General features: G+C 48.3%; 12 protein-coding genes. 8 read left to right on the top strand and 4 right to left on the bottom strand.

Translation table 11 applies throughout. The features are described from left to right. The first annotated feature begins 354 nt into the window (after nucleotides 1-354). Nucleotides 355-504, top strand: coding sequence for a hypothetical protein (locus tag ACYVD4_RS00550; RefSeq protein ID WP_460941661.1), 150 nt, complete (start codon nucleotides 355-357; stop codon nucleotides 502-504). A 146-nt stretch (nucleotides 505-650) separates the two neighbouring features. Here ACYVD4_RS00550 and ACYVD4_RS00545 read toward each other — a convergent pair whose 3' ends face one another. Together ACYVD4_RS00545 and ACYVD4_RS00540 are read right to left on the bottom strand one after the other, a co-directional pair. After that, a complete protein-coding gene (locus ACYVD4_RS00545) occupies nucleotides 651-1,013 on the bottom strand; it encodes a hypothetical protein (RefSeq protein ID WP_460941660.1) in 363 nt (120 codons plus the stop codon). Between the two features lie 163 nt (nucleotides 1,014-1,176). Further along, nucleotides 1,177-7,404, bottom strand: coding sequence for an Ig-like domain-containing domain (locus ACYVD4_RS00540; protein WP_460941659.1), 6,228 nt, complete (start codon nucleotides 7,402-7,404; stop codon nucleotides 1,177-1,179). A gap of 693 nt (nucleotides 7,405-8,097) precedes the next feature. On the opposite strand from ACYVD4_RS00540, the gene ACYVD4_RS00535 reads away from it, so the two are divergent. Further along, nucleotides 8,098-8,691: an RNA polymerase sigma factor gene (locus ACYVD4_RS00535; protein WP_460941658.1), complete on the top strand. Its 594-nt coding sequence runs from the start codon at nucleotides 8,098-8,100 to the stop codon at nucleotides 8,689-8,691. A gap of 137 nt (nucleotides 8,692-8,828) precedes the next feature. Here the strand turns inward: ACYVD4_RS00535 and ACYVD4_RS00530 are convergent, their stop codons facing one another. Further along, on the bottom strand, nucleotides 8,829-9,854 hold the full coding sequence (locus ACYVD4_RS00530; protein ID WP_460941657.1) for a ligand-binding sensor domain-containing protein: 1,026 nt from the start codon (nucleotides 9,852-9,854) through the stop codon (nucleotides 8,829-8,831). Between the two features lie 335 nt (nucleotides 9,855-10,189). On the opposite strand from ACYVD4_RS00530, the gene ACYVD4_RS00525 reads away from it, so the two are divergent. The 5 genes from ACYVD4_RS00525 to ACYVD4_RS00505 all read left to right on the top strand — a co-directional run bounded on the left by ACYVD4_RS00525 (nucleotide 10,190) and on the right by ACYVD4_RS00505 (nucleotide 19,675). Further along, complete coding sequence (locus tag ACYVD4_RS00525; protein WP_460941656.1) at nucleotides 10,190-11,311, top strand: FecR family protein; 1,122 nt, start codon at nucleotides 10,190-10,192, stop codon at nucleotides 11,309-11,311. 301 nt (nucleotides 11,312-11,612) lie between these two features. Beyond that, nucleotides 11,613-15,002 (top strand): SusC/RagA family TonB-linked outer membrane protein, encoded by a 3,390-nt coding sequence (locus tag ACYVD4_RS00520; RefSeq protein WP_460941655.1) that lies wholly within the window; start codon nucleotides 11,613-11,615, stop codon nucleotides 15,000-15,002. Between the two features lie 13 nt (nucleotides 15,003-15,015). Beyond that, the gene (locus tag ACYVD4_RS00515) at nucleotides 15,016-16,485 is read left to right on the top strand and encodes a RagB/SusD family nutrient uptake outer membrane protein (RefSeq protein WP_460941654.1); all 1,470 of its coding nucleotides are present in this window, start codon (nucleotides 15,016-15,018) and stop codon (nucleotides 16,483-16,485) included. A gap of 70 nt (nucleotides 16,486-16,555) precedes the next feature. Further along, nucleotides 16,556-18,199: an FAD-dependent oxidoreductase gene (locus tag ACYVD4_RS00510; RefSeq protein WP_460941653.1), complete on the top strand. Its 1,644-nt coding sequence runs from the start codon at nucleotides 16,556-16,558 to the stop codon at nucleotides 18,197-18,199. A gap of 333 nt (nucleotides 18,200-18,532) precedes the next feature. Next, entirely contained in the window at nucleotides 18,533-19,675 is a 1,143-nt protein-coding gene (locus ACYVD4_RS00505; protein WP_460941652.1) for a sialidase family protein, read from the top strand. A gap of 14 nt (nucleotides 19,676-19,689) precedes the next feature. On the opposite strand, the gene ACYVD4_RS00500 is transcribed toward ACYVD4_RS00505, so the two are convergent. After that, nucleotides 19,690-20,280 carry an RNA polymerase sigma-70 factor gene (locus ACYVD4_RS00500; protein WP_460941651.1) on the bottom strand — a complete coding sequence of 197 codons (591 nt, stop codon included), beginning with the start codon at nucleotides 20,278-20,280 and terminating at the stop codon, nucleotides 19,690-19,692. A gap of 224 nt (nucleotides 20,281-20,504) precedes the next feature. Here ACYVD4_RS00500 and ACYVD4_RS00495 point away from each other — a divergent pair, with 224 nt between their 5' ends. Then, entirely contained in the window at nucleotides 20,505-21,563 is a 1,059-nt protein-coding gene (locus ACYVD4_RS00495; RefSeq protein ID WP_460941650.1) for a FecR family protein, read from the top strand. Nucleotides 21,564-21,670 lie beyond the last annotated feature (107 nt).

Here is a 21,670-nt window from a genome sequence, read left to right as displayed (position 1 = left end):
GCCAGTTGATTCAACTCATTAGGGCTGACAGATGAAGCGGCCAAGTTCTTGGGGTGTAAGACAGTCCGGGTGAATCTACGAAGTAAGGATGCCCGAGACGAGGTGCGTAAACGTGCTGTTGAGTCTATGAGCCTTTTAGCCGAAAAGGTATGTCCTTTAGGAATTAATGTAGTCGCAGAAAACCACGGTAGCTATTCCTCCGATGGAAGCTGGATGGCTGTGGTAGCCAGCGCCATCAATAAGCCAAACTGTGACCTTTTACCTGATTTTGGTAATTTTTGTATGTCCGAAGATTGGGGCACTACTAAAAAGGGATGCGACTGAGAATATGATTGCTACCAAACCGTCTCGGAAATGCTTCCTTATGTAAAAGGGGGGCTAAGCGCCAAAAGTTACCGCTTCAATGCCGCAGGTGAAGAGACAAAAATTGACTATGGTCAGCTGTTAAAACTAGCCAGGGAGGCCGGATTCAAGGTCTATATCGGTATTGAGTTTGAGGTTTGAGTGAAGCGGAGGGCATTCGACGTACAAAAGCCCTGCTAGATAAAGAGGGAGGTAAATTGAGTTAATCTCACGAAATGATCCTTTCCGATATGAAGGGTCATTCATCTATCTGCTTTATAATTGGGGCGTTTCAGCGAAGGGCCCTATTAAGGATTAACCAACACCAATTCTGAATCCAGCTGAGCTTGGATTAATACCTGTTTCACCTGGCGGATGCGACGGCGAGCTACTAAAACAGATTGAATTACCTTAAAACCCACCAGCACCACCGCCAACTGTTTGGGGGCTGGTATATGCCAGTCCACGACCAAAGCAGGGTCAATTGCCAAGGATTTGTTGAGTCGCACTAGATACGGATACCGTTGACTGACTTTCCCCAGCGTAATAGCTGAAAGATACTGACTGCCGTCGTTAAAATATAGCTGGGTATAGTTGCCTTGGGCTCGTATCCAGCTCACCTGGGGTGCACTGCCAAGTTGATGGGCCTTTAATCGGGGAGTGGGTTTCATGATCCAGAAATCAGCTTTTTAAAAGAGGGGATAGTTAACCTCAAACTAGTCCTTTCAAATTGCCACTGGGGTCTAGTATTCGCTGAAGAACGTACGTCTCCGCTTTCTTCAATGAACACTAGACACTAGGGACGGTACTATTGGATTCCCTTAACGTAATTCGTCAGAAACCTATTCGTAATTTCGACTTGGGTAACAGAAACCGCAGCCGGGACCTGAGTCGGGGAGTTAACTTACGGGCAGTACCCGTCGATGAAATTGTTACGGTATGATTTTGATCTAGAATAACGTGGTCGGTTGCCAGTGGTAGACGCGCCAGATCCCAAGTATCCTGATCTTCCCAATTGCCCGTTCGGATACTGGTGATCACGTTCGGACTGGGCACAGGATCATCATTCTGAATTACTACCGTTACAGCGGATGGTGCGCCAATACTATAATCGCCCCCTTCGAGTAAACTAACGATAATGGTCTCATCTGGCTCATATTGCTGGTCGTTAATCGGGTAGAGAAGCAGTGTGACTCCGGTGGTCCCCTTTGGAATCGTAATGGAGCCGATAACACCAGTTGTTGCGGTCGCACCCGATGTAACTGTATAATCTGTTCCCAGACTGGCTGTTCCGGTTAGATTGTAGTTGACTAGCACATTTTGGGCGCTAGTAGCCGAAAGTGGGAATGTCACACGAATAGGACTCGTTGAACTTTCAGAAAGTGGGCTGTTGGCACTCCGTACAGATACCGTGCGACTGCCAGTAACGACGGTGTTGCTGCCCACGGTAAATCGCCACGCATCGGGCGTGGTGCGTACGTTACCGTACAGATCGGTCACATTTGTTAAGGTTACGCTCAATACATCACCCAAAAACAAACTGGATTGGGGCGTTAAAACCACCTGATTGCCCGCACAGCCCACTGAAAATGGAACAGGTTGCCCGTTCGACAGCCGTTTGGCGGTAACGTTGGCGTTGGTTAATCGGCGGCAGGCAATCGGTTCATCGTAGGTAATGCCGATGGTGTTGCCAGGCAAGTAGATGTCATTGACAGGTAGTGTGTTCCCAAAAACCTCCGGTGCTCTTCGGTCAATCAATCCGTCAGAACGGAGGGAGTAATTTGTTGCGAAACTCCCATTCCCTGTTGGACATTCTACCGCGAGCCGTAGTGAATATGGCCCGTCAGGCAGACGACTGACATCGAGAACGCTTTCTGTAGTGCTATTGGTCAATTGATTAGGTAAGAGTGAGAATGCATTTGTCCAGTTGTTACTTCCGGTTTCACTATACTGGATGGTAATCTTATTTAAATTTTCCACCGTATAGCCTTTGATCCAGATTGGTAACGGGTTGTTCGCGTTCTTCGACGAAACCCAGCCCGGTTCAGGGGTAGTCAACTCGGCCGAACTACAGGGATTCTGGAAAAACGCCGACAAAAGAAGGGGTGGGGCCACATCGCGACTATTGAAATCCGCATTCGAACAGGCGTCAACTACGCGAATCCGGATGCCCTCAAACGAGTAATACGGTAAGCCCGGGTTTCGTGTAACGGTAACGGTAAAGGGCATTTGCGTTCCAGTGGCCAGCGTCTGAGAAATGGGGCCATCGAGGAAATTGATTACCACAGCAGCTGCGTTGGGGTTACTGCTATAATCAACTAAGACCGCAAACCTTCGTGGAAGATCGGTGGATACCTGGCTTATATTACTAATAACTATTGGGAAAACAGCTACCGCATCAGGAGCAATGTTTCGAAGGACTGTACTGGGCGTACTCAGGGCGAATTCATCCCGGGGCGTCGTGCCTTCCTCGGGTGGGCAACTGGTTTTGCCAGCAATTACCTCAAAAACCGGCGTACTATAGACAGGGTCTGTTTTGACATCGACCGTCCAGTTATCACCCAGATCATCATCGGAGAGGGTGTAACCGGTCGTGACTTCATTGAATTTCGTATTTGTCTGGCTTTCTCCCGTTTCCAGTCTGAACGTAACCGATGCACCACCACTGGCCCCACTTCCGGCGATTTCGAGCCCAGCTGCCCCAGCCATCTCTTCATCAATATCCATCTGGAACTCAATGCTATTCGACTTGGATTGAGATTTCGTTAGCGATTTGGTAATTGAACCGACTCCTCCGCCAAACGATATATTTTGATCAAACGGAGCGGCTTTTTTCCGGTTCTCGTTGTCCTGCAGTACCTGCTCCCAAACATTAATCTGCCGACGAGCTTCAATCGCGGTTGAACTCTCCGGTGGGGAAGCGTTCACAATAGCTTGTAACTGTTTGATATAAATATTCCTGATTTCCCAGGCGGTATAATAAAACTGCGTTTCAAAGCCTTTCGCTCCAACCACCAATTCTTGTTTAGACACTACCTGGCACGAACCTCCCGTGGTTTGACTTAATGAAATGACATCAGCCGTAGTGCAGATCATATTCAAGGCTCCCCCCACAAATAAATCGGCGGAGCTGCCCACAACTGTCGACAAGTCGGATGTCTTCACGTCCTCACTGTACGTAGTTGTCACAATGGTTTCTTCCGCACTAGATTGTCGTTGGGTAGCGGTACGGGAAGCGTCGACGGTTGCCCAGACAGCACTGTTAATTTCCACACCAAAACCATTTGAGGATTCATAGCCCAGTTTCACCTGCCACCATTTGTTACTCCCGTCGCTTTTATTGGTGAAGAACCGTAGTGCCGTACTCTGCGTCTGGTTTCTTGCCCAGAAGCTAAAGCTTTTGTCGCCAGGGGGGTCGTGCAGCACCATTAAGGGGACGGAAGGAGAGACCGTCGCGAAGGTGGGTCTGTTGGCACGATACCCCGTGATGATGAGTGTTTGTTGGAGATCATCAACGGGTCGCCCATATGCATCGTCGTACTGGGCAGTGAGGGTGCGCGTGAAATTACCTGCCACGTTGGGGGCACCGGGCGTGAGACTCCAACTGGCTACACCATTTGTTACCGTCAGCGTATCCTTGTCGTTAGTACCATTTTTGAGGTCCGTTTGGACTAGCAGCGTATGGCTGAGTGGCGCATTCGCCGTCTCGCTACCGCCCGTACCAGTCGTTGCTGTAGTGGTTGTTACCCGATTGGCTACTAAGCAACCATTCGCCGGGGGGCCCTGATATACAACCACTGACAGGGCATAGGGTTTGGCCTGTTCCATAATCGGGGGCAAGGCGGTGTTGCAAGCTGGCTTTTGGGGCAATCCCTTAATTACCAACACCGGAGGGCGTTGATAGACAAGGTTGAGGGTCGTATTGACCGTGCTGCTCGTCAAATCCCGCACAAGCGAATCGGCAAATGTGGAGTGATTAAAAACTTTATTTAACTCTTCTAGATTTAGTCCTGACCCTAAATTAGCTGTATAACTCACAATTTTTACCGTATAGGTTCGGGGCGGAAGTGCAATCCAGTAAAATCCATCACTATCCGTTTTTACCTGCTTTTTAAAGCAGACGCGCTCCGTACCATTCGCAGCTTTTGGCAGAACATCGCTAAATTCCAGGGTAGCTGCGCCGATTTTTTCACTACAGCCAGCCGTCAGCCGGCCGGTAATGGTGCGGGAAGTGGGCGAGGTAAAGGTGAGGTTATATACGTCGCTTGTTATCACCATCGTTGGGGATACAGGAACAAACGCTAGTGTGGGATAGGTAGCTGAAACAGTATAACTACCGGGATTATCGACAATCAGGCTGTAACGGCCATACTTCCCATCCCCCTTATCCAGATGACTTCGGTTAGAATTATAATAACCCATCGAATTACGGACTTCCATCTGTACCGAGTCGATTGGGCAACCCAATAGTCCGTTGCCAAAATTTACTATATCCATTCCGGTTTCGGGTAGACAGTCAGTACAGGTTTGGAACACCCGCCCGTTGATAGCATAAGCCGTGGAGTCCGTGAAATTCACATCGGTAGCTTCGTTTGGATAAGGCGTTCCTCGGCCTATCAATCTTGTTAGTGGAGCGGAAAATGTATGACTTTGATAACTGGCCGTTATCGTAAATGAAGATTTATCGACCGGACCACTATCTGGAAAGCCCCAATAAACCGGTATTTGGTAGTTACCGAGATCCTCTCCGTTACTGGTTCTAACCGTATAGGTCTTTGTTCCAGGGCTACCAGCAAGACCCGTTGTTGAACGAACAACCGTAATCAGTACGTTGCCAACGCCCGTTCCATTTTTGCTGGCAACTTTACCCGAAATAAACGAGGTTCTTTTTATCACGTTAACTGATACGTGATTCGAGGTGATATCCAGACCGCATCCGTTGGTAATCCGTCGCCGGTAGAGAAAGGTAGTGGTATTATTTTGTGGGGCTAAATCGGGTAGACCCAGGGTCTGACTATTGCTATTGGGGAGCGTGGTCCAGGTTACGCCATTATCGCTACTATATTGCCAGCTTAGTGTAATCTGAGCTCCCGGGCCTGTCGTTGCGGTTGCACTAACCAGATTCGTGAATGACAACGGAATGTCTAAGGGATGAGGAATTAACGCTGGAGCGCTGATTGTCCCCCCATTGCCCGAGCTAGCCGGCGCATAAAATGACAGAATATTACTTGTACGATTAGGAACCTCGCAACCATTAGCAACACGCCGGATATAACGGGTCGTTCCGCCGGTCAAGGTGATGGAAGGGGCGGATGTGGTGGTTGGGTCTGGTATAGTTTCCCAATTGCCGTCACCGAGCTTGCTTTCCCAGTAAAAACCACCATATGCGTAGCCTTCCTTCTTCGGATTTACTTGCAGTCGGGGAATAGCGCTACATATCGTGAATGAACCCGTAGCCCCTGATTCAGTAGTGATTCCACCAGCCGATTCCTGCGGGGGGATGGTTTGGAATTCCACCGCGCCCAAGTCGACATTATCGTCGATTCTCCGAGTCTTACCATTTAAGTCCTTGTCACCAAGCTGTGCTGTGGTAGCAAAGGTGATCGAACTACCATTTAGTACAGGGGGACACGGACGTATTTCAAGCGTTGCTGAGTTGCTAAAGGGTGACGTGGTAGTGGTGTAATTACCGTCTCCTGTAATATACATCACTTGGGCATTATACAATGAGGAGGTTGCCGATACTGATGAAACACCATCGACAACCGTGAACGATCCGCCTTCAAACCCAGTATCGTTTCCATTGCCTGTAATGATCGAATTGATAAGATGAATTCTGGATCGTTCGGCGCGGGCTACCGAAGCAAGGCCCATTGAGGAGGCACCTAATGGTGGTCGAAATTTATTCCCAGTAAAACTACAATTTATAAATTTTGGCTCAGCCAGCGACCCTTGAACGCTATGATAGGATGCGACTACACCACCGTTTAATGCTATATTCTTCAAAAAACCGCAATTTTTGAATTGCGGAATCCCGTCCTGGTTGTAAATGGCTCCCCCCTCATTGCTTGCCTGATTGGACTCAAACCGGCAGCGAGTAAAGGTAGAGATAGTGGCGTCCATCAGCCGGTTATTTAGAAACACGGCTGCCCCCTGACCTTTTCGGGTGGTTTGAGAAGTCGGATTAGTCGTTTGATTATTTTTAAATACACAGTCCTCACAATTGAACTGACTGGCTCCTTGGTTCCCATAATAACGTTGATTACCTGAATCATATAAATAGTTACCATTGAACACCGCTCCTCCTCCAAACATTGCCGTGTTATCATCAAACGTAGTGGCACTACAATTCACCACCGACTGTATGCCATTGCTCGCCGTGTTGAGGAGTGCCCCTGCGGTTGATCGACTGTAGTTGTTAATAAAGAGACAGTTATTGATCGTAAGGGTTGTACTTTGAATGGAGGTGACGTGATTATACAAGCCGCCCCCCTCGCTATGGTAAATACTTCCGGTAACTCTTCCATTTTCAACGATGTCCTGAAAGTTTCCATCGGCTCGTCCGTCGGCAATTACCAGCCCATCGAGCCGAAGATTATCGGTCAGCGGACCAATATTCCTGATAACATGGTAGCTATTATCGGAACTACTTGAGGGATCACCAATATTACCCGATAAGGTTGTGCTGCTGGGAAGTGTTGTAGGCCTTCCGCTTAAGTTGGTTTCAGTACCATTAAAACCACCATAGATTGCTACGCCACTGCGTAGTATAAAACTAACAGTACGGTCAGCATTGCCGATGCCGACAGGTTTATAGACCCCTTTGGCGACCCAGACCTGAGGATTCACCCCTAAAGAACTGACGCGGTCAATCATGGCCTGCAGATCGCTGGAGGCATTGGCCCAGGATGTGCCGTCTCCAGTGCCCGTTCTAGCGGGTTTCACGTACCGAATATTCTGGGATAGGGCAGGCTGGAACGCTACTACCAACAGGATCAACAGGAGTTGCCCTATTCTCATCAGGGGCATTAGGTTTCGGGAAGAAAGGTAAAAAAAGGTCATACCTAGTTTTGGATAGAGAATTAATAACAACAGCTAGTTAGTATTTGACGAATACGTCGGTGCAACTGGAAAGGTCATTGCTTGGAACAGCTGGTTTTTATTGCCAAAAGATCATAGCCTTGTCATAGACACAAGGTTGTGAATACCTAGCGGATTGAATTGTCCCGGCTAGTACATCCCGTAGAATAGTAATCTGGATTTGGCTCAGTCGGAGCAGCCACATGGCGCGGATGGTATTTTCCAGTTTCAGCGCCATGTTCCGGTTATGGCTACGGTAGAGCTAATGGGTTATCACTAATACGCATTTGGGCTGACAGGGAAAATGTCAACTCATGAACAGCGGTATGGAAAGCCAATGAGCGTAGTGGTTGTAGAATGTGCTTCATGTTCTGGAAGGGAGATTAGTTTTTCTGAGACAAATATCTCGCATGACCTTGAGGTGGGCTATACCGTTTGAGACAAAAACGATAACGTATGGGACAGATGCCCGAAAATAGCTCAGTTTTAGGTGGAGGACACAAAGTGCTCATTTCCTGAAGCAGTCTACGTATCGTACACGGGTGGGGTAAACGGCGAATTAGTGCGGCACTCCGTGGCATACTTTTTCGCAGAACTTACAGATATGATTATTATCGCTAATTTTATGAACATTAGAAGGTATTTGGAATTTTACACTGGCGATACGTATCACTCTTGGTTCACGAACGGCAATCGGATGAGCAGCTTTGGAACGCCCTCAAACAGGACGATCAGTCTGCTTTTGCCGAACTGTACCAGCGATTTCATGCTACGTTGTATAGCTATGGCTACAAGATAGTTGCCAATGCCAGTCTGATAGAAGATGCGATTCAGGATTTATTCGTCGATTTGTGGCGAATGCGACGGTCTCTCTCGGCGGCCGATTCGGTGAAGTTCTATTTGTTTCGTTCGCTACGTCGTAAAATTCATCTGCTGGGCGAGCAGGAAAATAGACTCGAAACCGCTCATTTTGACGATGCTATCCAGCCTGCTGATTCATCAATCGAACAGCTTTTGATCGGTCAGGAGCAGGAATCACAATTAACGCAACGACTGACGCAGGCCATCGCTCAATTGCCACTACGTCAGCAGGAAGTGGTAACGCTACGTTTCTACCAGAATTTTAAAAACGAAGAAATTGCCCAGATCATGGGTATTACTGAGAAATCGGTACGCAATACGCTTCACAAAGCCCTGACCCATCTACGCGATCAGGCATCGTATCTGGCTCCTTTTCTTGGACTTCTCCTTTTCTGGCTGCTGGCCTAGCTAATTTTTTGACAGGATGAACAAGATGAAAGTGAGGAGATATTTTTTTGGTCTTCACTGGGCGAATGACAAATTGAAATAACCGTCAAACTAAATTGCCAGTGGAAGCGCGTCTGTTGAGTTCTTTCTGATCATGTTTACTGTTTAAAGCTGGTAACAGTAATGCCGTCATAGCGATACGCGCCATCGGCGCCAAACCAGATACTACCATCACTGGATTCTAAAATCCCAAAAATCATCTTCCCTTCTTTGGGGTATAGTTCGGTTACAGTGGGCATTTTTTGCGACAGGCTCGTTTCATCATAACGGGAAAGTGCCCAGCCTTGAGCCGTTTCTGAACTGGTCCAGATGTTCCCTTTTTTATCTTCGTATATGTATCCAACAAAATTCTGGGTGATATTGGTAAAGGTACGACCGTCATAGCGCCAGAGACCATTTGCGCCACCCAGCCAAATGTTGCCTTTTTTATCTTCGATGATTGAACGGACATTGGTAAAAGGTTGGCCGATATACGTTGTATTGATAAATGTTTTTCCGTCATAAACGAAGGTATTGTCTCTGGTGCCAAACCAAAACCGGCCTGTTCTATCTTCAATAATCGTATTGATTTCGTGCGGGGGGCGGGTAAAATCCGGAAACGGTATCCCGGTTGTATCGTTAACCATCGAACCCCCGTTCAGCCTGTAATTTTGAAATGATTTCCCATCGTAACGGCTTACACCTCCATTGGCACCCAACCAAACCGTGCCAGTTTTATCCTCATAAATACAGACGATCTCATTATTAATCAGGCCATCTTTTGTGGTGAAATGTCGGAATGATTTTCCGTCGTACTGATAAACACCTGAGCCAACGGAGCCGAACCACAAGTTGCCTTTTCTATCTTCTAAAAGGGAGAAGAAGCGGGCTGAGCTCACGTCGGCGGTCATATTGGCAAACGCTTTTCCATCGTACCGAAAAACACCGTCAAAGGCCGCCATCCAGATGTTACCTTTTCTATCTTGCTTGATCGTGCGCGTGATTGCCTTCGGTCCATAGTAGGTGGTGGCTCCGTTTTGCTTGGGCTTGCTATCGCCTTGAGATGATTCAGTATTGGGTTGCCCTTTACAGAAAGAATAAAAAACGAACAGTAGAGACAGCGCATATCCGAAGGTGTACTTCATCAGTAGTTCTTTTTATAATTCAGGAGTTTTAACAAACCTACATGTCTTCGCGCTGGTATCTGGTTAATGATTTGTAAAAGAATGTTAATGAGCTGTTAATGCCATGAAAAACGTTCTCAATAGTTTATAAAAACTGAGTAAATACTGGCAAATTCTTCGGGCGATGCACCTACAACGTACATGTCAAATGGCGGCAGATATGATTAGCGAGGAATACCTTTTCACAAAAGACACGAGATAGAAAAAATATTTCTGAATACGAGGGGACATTTTCGAGGTTGTTCTCTCTTGTTTAGTAAAAGAGGATTATTCCACTATTTTCTTGCCTGATAAAAATGGATCACTACCGGACATACACGGCTGAAGAACTGGCACAGGACGATTTTTTTCGGCAGTGGGTTCAGGCCCCGACTGCTGAGAATGATACGTTCTGGAGTGGTTTTCAGATGCAATATCCGGAATGTCGATCAGCGGTGATTAAGGCAAGGGCTTTTCTGAAAGCAGTAGAAAATACGCAGATTCTGCCGACCGCTACGCAGCGAGACCGGATGTGGACTGATATTCAACAGCAGATTCAGAACGGCGAAATAGTTGACGTAGTGAACTCTCCTCGCATCCGACGTATCGGTTTCTGGCAATCGTGGGGGGCAGCGGCAGCCGTGTTGTTATTATTGGGTTTTGGGTGGTGGTTTGTTCAAAAACCAGACTCGGCAGATCAGCTTGCTACGTCGGCAGGATGGCATTCGCCAGAAAATGCTACGTTGACAGAGAAACGTAATGAAACCCAGAAGCCACTAACCGTACAACTTAGCGATGGAAGCACCATTGTGTTACAGCCGCGTAGTCGGGTTCAGTATCCTGAAAAATTTAATTCGATCAAGCGGGAGGTGTATCTGGAAGGGGAGGGATTTTTTGAGGTAACTAAAAATCCAGATCAGCCTTTTATTGTCTATGCCAATGGGTTGGTAACGCAGGTAGTTGGAACGAGTTTTACTATTAAAGCTATGCTTAACGTAGCACAGGTTTCGGTAGCGGTTCGAACAGGAAAAGTGGCAGTATATACGCTGAAAGCACTTCAGCAATCGCAGCAACGTAGCGGTACCATTGCGAATAGGCTGCTGCTTACGCCCAATCAACAGGCCATTTTTAATACCACCAACGAGCAGCTAACAAAGCGATTGGTTGATGAGCCCGCGCTCCTGAATAAACCCGAAACCAGCCAGTATTTTGTGTTCGATGAAGCGCCCGTTAGCGACGTATTTCAGAAACTGGAACAGGCGTATGGCGTAACAATTCAATACGATTCTACGACGTTTTCGGGCTGTAGCTTAACGGCACCGCTGGGCAACGAACCGCTATTCCGAAAACTGGATATTGTTTGCCAGACCATCGGTGCTACGTATGAAGTATGGGGCACCCGAGTTGTTATTCGTGGAGTTGGCTGCCGTACTAATTGATAATGAAAAATGGATAATGAAGAATGATTGCATTCAGCATTAAACCGAAACCCCGTTATCAATTATTCATTGTTAATTATTCATTCATAGACCAAATGCCTATGTAAATCACCTCGACCGAATCAGTCAAAAAAAGAACCGGAGCATCGATGTAGCCGTGTTGCAACCACAGCTAACCCAATGTCCGGCCTTACGTAACGTCTCCTTCATTTTCTGGCCTTGCAACAACCCTGAAAAACGGGGACGGGATTGTTTTTGCCCAAAGTTTTCAACGCTCACGAACAAAAAACAGCTTAAAAGTATGAAAAAAAAGTGGGATTCTTTTTCCCTGTTAACACTCATGAAAATCACCGGTCTACAGTTGGTATTGGCTGTTTTTTCGGCCAGTCTGACGCTCGCCCACGATGGGCTGTCGCAGGATTTGCTGAATCGCCCGGTTTCTGTTCAGTTCGACCGGCAGGACTTAAAAGTGGTGCTACGTCGACTGGAAAAAGCCGCCAATGTGAAGTTTACCTACGTACCGCAGGTTATTGAAGCCGAAAACAAGGTATCCATTCGGGCCAATAACGACCGGCTGGAAGTGGTTCTCGACCAATTGCTGAAACCCCTGCATATTAGCTACCAGATTTCGGGCAACTACATTGTCCTCCGAAAAGAGCTCGTTCGGAATAATAAAACATCGGCTGTAATTGAGTCGTTACGTGTCGATGACATAACCATTACGGGACGTATCAGCGACGAAAAAGGGGGCGTGTTACCGGGGGTGAGCGTCTTGCTGAAAGGTACACAGCGCGGCACCGTTACGGATGGAAATGGTACGTATCGACTCGCCGTTCCCGATCAGTCGGCAGTGCTGGTATTCAGTTTTGTAGGCTATCTGAGTCAGGAATTGTCGGTGGGCAACCGGACGAGCGTTGATGTGCAACTGGCTCCCGATAATAAGTCGCTGGAAGAAGTGGTCGTGGTGGGGTATGGTACGGTTAAGAAAAGCGACCTGACGGGTTCGGTTTCGAAAGTAGGGGAGACCGACATCAAAGCCACGCCCATTGTGGCGCTGGATCGGGCCATGCAGGGGCGCGTAGCGGGTGTACACGTAACGACCAATTCAGCGCAACCGGGTGGCACTACTACCGTTCGGATTCGGGGAACGGGTTCGGTCAATGCCCAAAATGAGCCGTTGTACGTAATTGACGGCTATCCGACGGGAAACCTGAATTCGATCAATCCGAATGATATAGAATCAATTGAGATACTGAAAGATGCGTCGGCTACGGCTATTTACGGATCGCGGGGTTCGAATGGTGTAGTGATTGTGACTACGAAACGTGGAAAAGATGGACAGTCGAGCGTTAATTTTGAGACGTATTACGGAGTTCAGTCGGTACGTCGGAAAATTCCGTTGATGAATGCCCGCGAATATGCCGAATTCATCAACGAAGCCCGTATTAACGGCGGCAGCACGGCTTATTTCGATGGCTCAGCCCCCGACCGTCCACTTCCCTCATCGCTGGGCGAAGGCACCGACTGGCAGAACGAAGTATTTCAGGAAGCACCCATCCAGAATTATCAGTTGAGTTTTACGGGTGGCGAATCCAAAACGAAATACGCTATTTCGGGCAGCTACTACGATCAGCAGGGAATCATCAAAAACTCGTATTTCAAACGGTTTACGCTACGTGCCAATCTGGATCGGGAAGTGAAACCGTGGCTGAAAGTGGGCCTTTCGATGCAGGGTGCTTACACCAAATCGAACCAGGCACGTACCGAAACGGAGGGCGGAATTGCCAGTGGCGTTACTACGTCGGCGATTAACTATGCGCCCGTTTTTCCGATTTACAACAGCGCGGGCGGCTACTATTTGGATCAGGGCTCACTGAACGGAAACCTGGTCGATAATCCGGTGGGGCTGGTCAACGAAATCACGAACCAGAACCTGACGGCCCGGATTCTGGGCAACGTATTTTCCGATATAAAACTGGCCGAAGGACTAACCTTTCGCACGAGTTGGGGTAGTGATATTGTAAACACAAAATCGAACTACTACGCTACGCGGTTGGTACGTCTGGGCGCTACGTCGAACGGTAACGCATCGGTTGAATCGGGTTTCAGCTTGAACTGGCTCAATGAAAATACGCTGACCTATGCGCGAACCATCGGCCCGAAACATAGTCTGAATGTGCTCATCGGTTATACAACGCAGGGCTATCATAATGAAGGACTTACGGCCAACGCCATCAACTTTACAGACGATTACGCCCAGTTCAATAATCTGGGGGCGGGTGCTACGTTGCAAACCCCTAGTTCGTCTGCCAGCGATTGGGCACTGGTTTCGTATCTGGCCCGCCTGAACTACAATTACGACAGCCGTTTTTTGCTGACGCTGACCGCCCGGCGCGATGGATCATCTCGCTTTGGTACGAATAATAAGTATGGATTTTTTCCGTCGGGGGCGTTGGCCTGGCGTATTATCAACGAAAAATTCATGCAAAATCAGAAGCTCATTACCGATCTGAAACTTCGGACGAGTTATGGGTTGGGTGGAAATCAGGCCATTGGCGATTATCAGTACCTGTCGGGACTGGGCGTTAGTACGTCTGTTTTGGGCGGAGGAACCCCCGTGCTACGTACTGGCTGGACGCCCAGCGCCATTAGTAACCTCGATTTGCGCTGGGAGAAAAGCTCGCAGTTTGATGTTGGGGTCGACGTTGGTTTGCTGAACAACCGGATTCAGGTAGCCGCCGACTACTACGTCAAAACCACCTCTGATTTGCTGTTTCAGGTCAATATTCCCCAGACCACCGGCTATAGCACGGCACTCAGAAACATTGGCAAGGTTGAAAACCGGGGATTTGAACTATCGATTTCAACAATAAACGTCGATAAAAAAGAGTTTCGCTGGAACACTGAGTTCAGTCTGGCGATCAATCGAAACAAAATCGTAACCCTCGACGGTCGCCCTGAATTTGTGACGGGAAATGGCGTTGGCCATCTTCAGGTAACGAATCCTGTTTTGCTGAAAGTAGGCGAAGCGCTGGGCAATTTCTACGGACGTATTACGGACGGTATTTTCCAGAATCAGGAAGAAATAAACAACTCGGCCCAGAAAACCGCGAAACCGGGCGATTTCAAATACCGCGACCTCAATGGCGATGGGGTTATTAACGATAACGACCGGACCATTATCGGCAACAGCTATCCGAAGCTTTTCGGTGGGCTGAACAATACCGTAACCTACAAAGGCTTTGAGCTAAATGTATTTTTTCAGGGAATAACCGGAAATCAAATCCTGAATTACCTGCGCTTCGATCTTTATAATCTCAATGGCAACAATAATCAGGCTCAGGAAGTCGTAAACCGCTGGACGCCGACCAATCCGAGTAACGAAATTCCACGCGCAACGCTCACCGGCGGGCAGCGGATTCTGTCGTCGTTTCAAATTGAAGATGGGGCTTATCTACGGCTCAAAAATCTGTCGCTGGGTTATAATCTGCCTGCTACGTTGCTGAACAAAATTTCGATTCGGAACGCGAAAGTGTACGTAGCCGCACAGAATTATCTCACGTTTACGGCCTACAAAGGTTACGACCCGGAAGTGAGCCGCTTCGGCACTACGTCCATCAGTCAGGGGATGGATTACGGCGGCTATCCGGCGGCTAAAACACTACTTTTTGGTTTAAATATAACCCTCTAAACGCCTTATAATCATGAAATTAATCTATGGTTTTTCCATTGCGCTGGCGGGTTTGCTGACCTCCTGCGTGCCTGATCTTGACTTAAATCCGCCCGGTTCGCAATCGGTAGGGACGTATTACAAAACAGCTTCCGACGCCGATGCCGCTACGTTGAGTATGTACGGTTTGTTGCGGGAGATGTACCGCGATGAAATAGTGGTTACGCCGAATGTGATTGCCGCCGACGATGGCATTCCGTTTCTGACGGGTAACGCCGACCGGGTGGCCATGTGGCGCTACGGCATCATTTCGACCAATACGTTTGTCGGGAATATCTGGAGCAATGCCTACAGAGGTATTCAGCGTTCCAACGTAGTGATTAGTCGGGTTCCGGCTATTCCGATGGATGAAACGACGAAGAAAAGTTACGTCGGCGAAGCCAAATTTCTGCGGGCCATGCACTATTTCACGCTGGTTCGGTTTTTCGGTGGCGTCCCGGTGGTTACGAACGAAACCGCATCGCTGGACAATGTGAACGTAGCACGCGCTTCGGTCGATGATGTGTACAAACTGATCGAAAGCGACCTTAAAGAAGCCGAAACGGTTCTGCCGAAAAGCTATGCGGGCAACAACATTGGCCGTGCTACGTCGGGAGCTGCTAAAGGGTTGCTGGCCAAAGTGTATCTGACCTGGGCGGGCGCCAATGCGAGTTCGCCGTATTGGGCGCAGGCGGCTGCCAAAGCCAAAGAGGTAATCGACTTGGGTAGTTATGACCTGTGGGCAAATTATGCTGATGCCTTCGATCTGAAAAACCGGGCCGGTAAAGAGTCGCTTTTCGAGGTCATGTACATCACCGATCTGGCCGGAAACAACTTCACAACGGGTTATGCGCCACGCGGTGCGCCCATTGTGCCGAGTACGGGCAGCGGTATTTTTCGGGTCAGCAAAAGTCTGTTCGATAGTTATTCTGCCGCCGATAAACGGAAAGCCGCTACGTTCCTGACCTCGTATGTTCACCCAACAACGAAAGCAACCGTTACGTTATCGACCGATGATGCCGATCCGGCCAGAGCAGTATCGTTCTGGAAACTGGCCGATCTGACCTCTACCGTTGGCGGTGGCGGTGGCCGAAGTTTTATTGTTCAGCGGTTTGCGGATGTTTTGCTCATTTATGCCGAAGCCCTCAGCGAAGCCAATAACGGCCCGACTGCCGATGCGTTTACGGCCATAAACCGGGTTCGGGCCAGAGCAGGTCTTGAACCACTCAGCGGATTAAATCGCCAGCAGTTTAAAGACGCTGTTTTGCGGGAACGTCGACTTGAATTTGCGTTTGAAGCCAATCGCTGGTTCGACCTGACCCGAACGGGACGTTTGCTGGACGCGGTCAATGCCGAAACCACGTATGGCCGCAGTCCGGCTATAAAAGCGACCAACGTACTGTTCCCGATTCCACAGCGCGAAATGGACGCGAATTCGGCATTAAAACAAAATGATGGTTATTAAAAATACCACCCCCTGCCAGCGTTCTGGCAGGGGGTGGTAAAAATCAAACATCCTAAATCGTATTAACGTAATGATTTATCGAAAACAACCGTTCGGCGGTCCGATTATAGTTCTGTTTTTTCTTCTTTCCTGGAAGGCGCTGGCTCAGCAGACCTACGACGTAGTGATTTATGGTGGTACGCCAGCCGGTGTCGCTGCGGCTATTCAGGTCGCGAAGTTGGGGCAGTCGGTGGCGTTGTTAGAACCGGGGAAACATCTGGGTGGCATCATGGTCGAGGGATTGGGTGGAACCGACATCGACAATCAGAAAGATTTTCAGAATAGCTCAGCCGTTGGTGGGCTGGCCCTCGAGTTTTACCGACGTATTGCTAAAGTATACAATCGCACTGACGCCTTTGAAGAAGTGCTACGTACCAAAGCCAAAAAAACCGAAGTATGGCGTTTTGAACCTAGCGTAGCCGAGCAGGTGATTAAAGACTGGATCGCCGAATATAAGATTGCTGTGGTCTACGAAAGCCTACTATTGGAATCTCCGGAAGCTGTCTCGAAAAAAGGAACGGCCATTCAGCGGATAAAACTCGCGAACGGCAAAACGTATCGAGGCAAAACGTTTATCGACGCTACGTTGGAAGGTGATTTGCTGCATCTGGCTGGCGTTAGTACGGCCATCGGACGGGAAGCGAATAGTGTGTATAACGAAACCAAAAACGGGATTCGGAACGTAACGGATCACAACCAGTTTGCGGTGAAAGTAGACCCCTACAAAACACCGGGCGACCCGAAAAGCGGGCTGATTTATGGCGTCTCTGCCGAACCGTTGGGCGAACCGGGTTCGGGCGATCATCGGTTGCAGGCCTATTGTTTTCGGGTATGTATGACCAACAAGCCTGACAACCGAATCGCGATGCCCAAACCGGCAAACTACGACCGAAAGAACTACGAACTGTTCGAACGCTACGTAAAAGCAGGCGGAAAACTATACAAACCCGGTGCGAATCTGCCCAATCAGAAAACGGATTTTAACGGCGGTCGCGACGTATCGCACAACCTCAATGGTATGAATTATGCCTATCCGGCTGGTACGTATCAAAAGCGTCAGGAAATCGTTGATTACCATCGCAATTTCACGCAGGGGCTTTTCTATTTTCTGGCGAATGACCCCGAAATCGGTCGGCTCGATCCTGAGTTGCAAAAAAACTGGTCGGAGTGGGGGTTGCCGAAAGATGAATTTACAGACAACGGTGGCTGGCCTCGGATTTTCTACGTGCGCGATGCCCGACGGATGGTATCGGACTACGTGATTACGGAGCATCACGTCAAAAAAGACAAGCCTACGCCCGTTGAAGACCCTGTAGCAATGGCATATTGGCCACCCGATGTGCATAATGTTCGCACGATGGTACGTGATGGATACGCTTATAACGAAGGCTTTGTATTTGGTGGGCATGAGTGGCAGCCGTTACCAATTTCGTACCGGGCGCTGGTGCCGAAAGCGTCGCAGTGTACCAATTTGCTGTCGGCGTCCTGCCCATCATCGAGTCATATTGCTTACGGTGCCATACGTATCGAATTTACCTTCATGGCAATGGGGCAGGCTTGCGGCACGGCGGCCGTGCTGGCGAATCAGAAACGTAGCACGGTTCAGAAAGTCAAGTACACAGATTTGAAACCATTGCTAGTGAGCCAGCAACAGGTTCTGGGTATTCCAAACTGAATATTCGTTGTGGTGTCGGGTTTGACCGGGCTGGCGTTCCAGAACCCGACACCACAACGAGATCGACACCACGACGGGTTATTACGTTTTTAGATAGGTTGGTTATCGATTGCTCCGGTGGAATCTACCGGGGCAATTTTTATGTTCACGCGTTCTCCGCTCGTCCGAGGTTCTATTGCGGATGCTCAAGGCTCGCGTCTGTGACTGAATAATCGTTAATTATCTGAGTAATGCAACCGGAAAAGTTCCTTATAACAATTCACAAAGGCTAGTCCAGCCCTGTAATATCTGCTAATAGTAAAACAAAGAACTCCTCTAAACCTTAGATTCTAAATGCGTATAATAGCCATTTTGGCTTGTTTTCTGGTGTATGCTCAGGCATTCAGCCAAAAGGCAGAGCAAGCCTTCCTGAACCCGCCCAATGTTATCTCATCTCCCCTGAATTACTATCAATACGCCGAGTCTACTCGCAAATTTACGGGCATCCCAAGCTTTGCTGTTACGTCGGGCGGGCGGATGTGGGCGACGTGGTATGCAGGTACGTCACCCGGTGAGGACAAAAATAATTACGTCCCTCTGGCAACCAGCTCCGATGGGGGAGTGACGTGGGAGGAGGTGCTCGTTATAGACCCTGATGGAAAAGGACCAGTACGGGCGTATGATCCGCAATTGTGGATAGACCCCGATAACCAGCTCTGGTTTTTCTGGACGCAGACCATGGGCCACAATGGCACCATTGCTGGCGTCTGGTACATGAAAACGACAGACCTCGAAAATGGCAAGGCAAAATGGTCAGAACCAAAACGGCTTACAGACGGCGTTATGATGGATAAACCTACCGTACTGGCTAATGGCGACTGGCTGTTTCCGGTCTCTACCTGGCGCGAAACCGATAACAGCGCTAAAGTATTAGCCACTACAGATCGGGGTAAAAGCTGGGCGATCAGAGGAGCGGTTAACGTTCCGAAAGAAGATCGGGAATTCGACGAGCACATCATTGTCGAGAAAAAGGACGGTACGTTGTGGATGCTGGTTCGCACCAGATACGGCATCGGCGAAAGTACATCTAAAGACCGGGGCAAAACCTGGACCCCACTGGTTCACTCCAAAATCAAACATCCGAGTTCACGTTTTTTTGTAAGACGGCTTCGTTCTGGAAATTTGCTACTGGTCAAACATGGTCCAATTAACGTGCAAACAGGTCGCTCACACCTGATGGCTTTTCTCTCAAAAGATGATGGAAGTTCCTGGTCTAAAGGGTTACTGTTGGACGAACGAGTAGGGGTTTCCTATCCCGATGGTCAGCAAACGGCTGATGGTACCATCCATATCATTTACGATTATAACCGCACTAACGAGCAATTAATCCTGACAACCAGCTTTACAGAAGAAGATATTGCAAGCGATACCTATGACGAGAATACGCTGAAGGTTTTTAAAAATCGGAAGGTTGTGAGCAAAGGAGGACCGAATTAGGACGAGGTCAACATCTACCAGAAAAACGATAAAAGAACAATCACCATATAATCGCGCAGTTGAAGACGTAGCAGTTTGAGCGCTTTGGATAGATGATACTCTACGGCTTTATCGGTAAGTGATAATCGTTCCGAAATTTCGGGGATGGATTGGCCTTCGAAGCGGCTTAGTCGAAAGACTTCCTGCGTTTTTGGAGGGAGTTTAACTAATTCGGATTCAATGGTTTCGACTAGATTGTTGTACGAAACCTGTTCTTCGGTGGACGTAGTGGCCTGTGGTGCAAAAAACTGCTGATACTCCTGATACTTCTGCTCGACAACCTGACTTTTGATGTGGTCGATCACCGAATATTTCAGCGCCCGAAACAAATACGCATCGACCTGCCGAACGTCCAGCGATTCACGACGTTGCCAGAGTTGTACGTATAAATCCTGCACTAACTCCTCGGCAATTTCCCGCGATTTTGTTTTCTGAAAAGCAACCCGATACAGATCGTACCAATAGCGTTCGTAGAGTTCGGCAAGCGCCAGCCGATTGCCGCCCGATAAGGCTTGCAATACCTGTATGTCATCCCAGTCCTTAAAAAAAGAGGTTTGCAGACTCATCGGTATCCGACAACGATTTCTGTCAAAAGTATGAACTAAGTTATAATTTTTTGGTGAATAATTCTATAAAGGTCGCTATTATGCTCTACTTAAGATTGGACTTTTGATATAATAATCGTTCGAAATGATCTATTTTGTATAAATAATCTTCTATTTAAAAAAAGGCTTTAGGGCAACTGATAGGCTTTGTCGACTTCCACAGTAAGAAATCGTCCTAACCGCCGATGATGCCAGAAAAAGACTTTATTCGCCTACTTGAACGTTACCGCGCCGGGCAATGCTCCGACGAAGAAATCAAGCTGATTGATCAGTGGTATGATCAGTTGGATGGTAAAAGTCGGCTCTCGATGTCTGAATCCGAGCGGCTGGATTTGAAGAAAAAACTCTGGCATCAAATCGACGCCGAGGTCGATGCCGACGAAGAGGATTCTCAAACAGGCAAGCAGATTCAATTACCTATCTATAGACGCTGGGTTGCCGCTGCGGCTGTTGCGATGCTAATCGGTATTGGCACATTCATTACGTATCGCTATCAGTCTGCTACGTTAGCGACGGGAGGGAACACCAACGTAGTGAATTCCGAGATTGCCGAGTATAGCAACAAGACCGACAAGGCAGAGCAAATTACGCTTAAGGATGGAAGTATTGTACAGCTTCAACCGAATAGCTCAATACGTTATTCCACGAATCTGAACAGTCCCAAACGCGAAACATGGCTTACCGGCAAAGCTTTCTTTGACGTTCAGCGCAATCCGAATCGGCCGTTTCTGGTCTATAGCGGTAACGTAGCAACGCGCGTGCTGGGAACCAGTTTTTGGGTAACGGCACCAACCAATGCGCAAACCGTGGAAGTGGCCGTACAGACCGGAAAAGTAGCCGTTTTTAAGAATGTAACCCATTCAAACAATGTCGATAAGAAGACGAACGATGAAGCGGATGCCGTCATTACGCCAAATGAGAAAGTAACCATTTTTGTTGAGCAAAATCGGCTGGCGAGGGGATTGGTTGACGAACCCAAACCGCTCGAATCGCTCAATCCTACCAAACCCGTGAGTTTCGACTTTGAAGCCAGTGCTTTGCCAGAAGTACTGAGCCGATTAGAACAGACGTACGGTATCAAGATGGTGATTGGCAATCAGGCGCTAACCGAATGCCGATTTACGGGCAATATTTCAAAGCAGCCGCTATACAGTAAGCTGGAACTGCTTTGTCAGGCCATCAACGCCCATTACGAAATCCAGGGGCCACGTATTATCATCAACGGCGCGGGCTGTACACCTTAACCCTTAACTTTTACCACGTAACTCTGTCAGATGCTTATGAATTAACCTTACGAAGCAGCAAAAAGGCCGATAGTGCGGCTACACCATCGGCCTGATACGTCCCCATT

This window comes from Spirosoma daeguense, from assembly GCF_054776875.1.
Note: the sequence above shows the minus strand (reverse complement) of the source record. Positions and strands in the feature narration are given on the sequence as shown.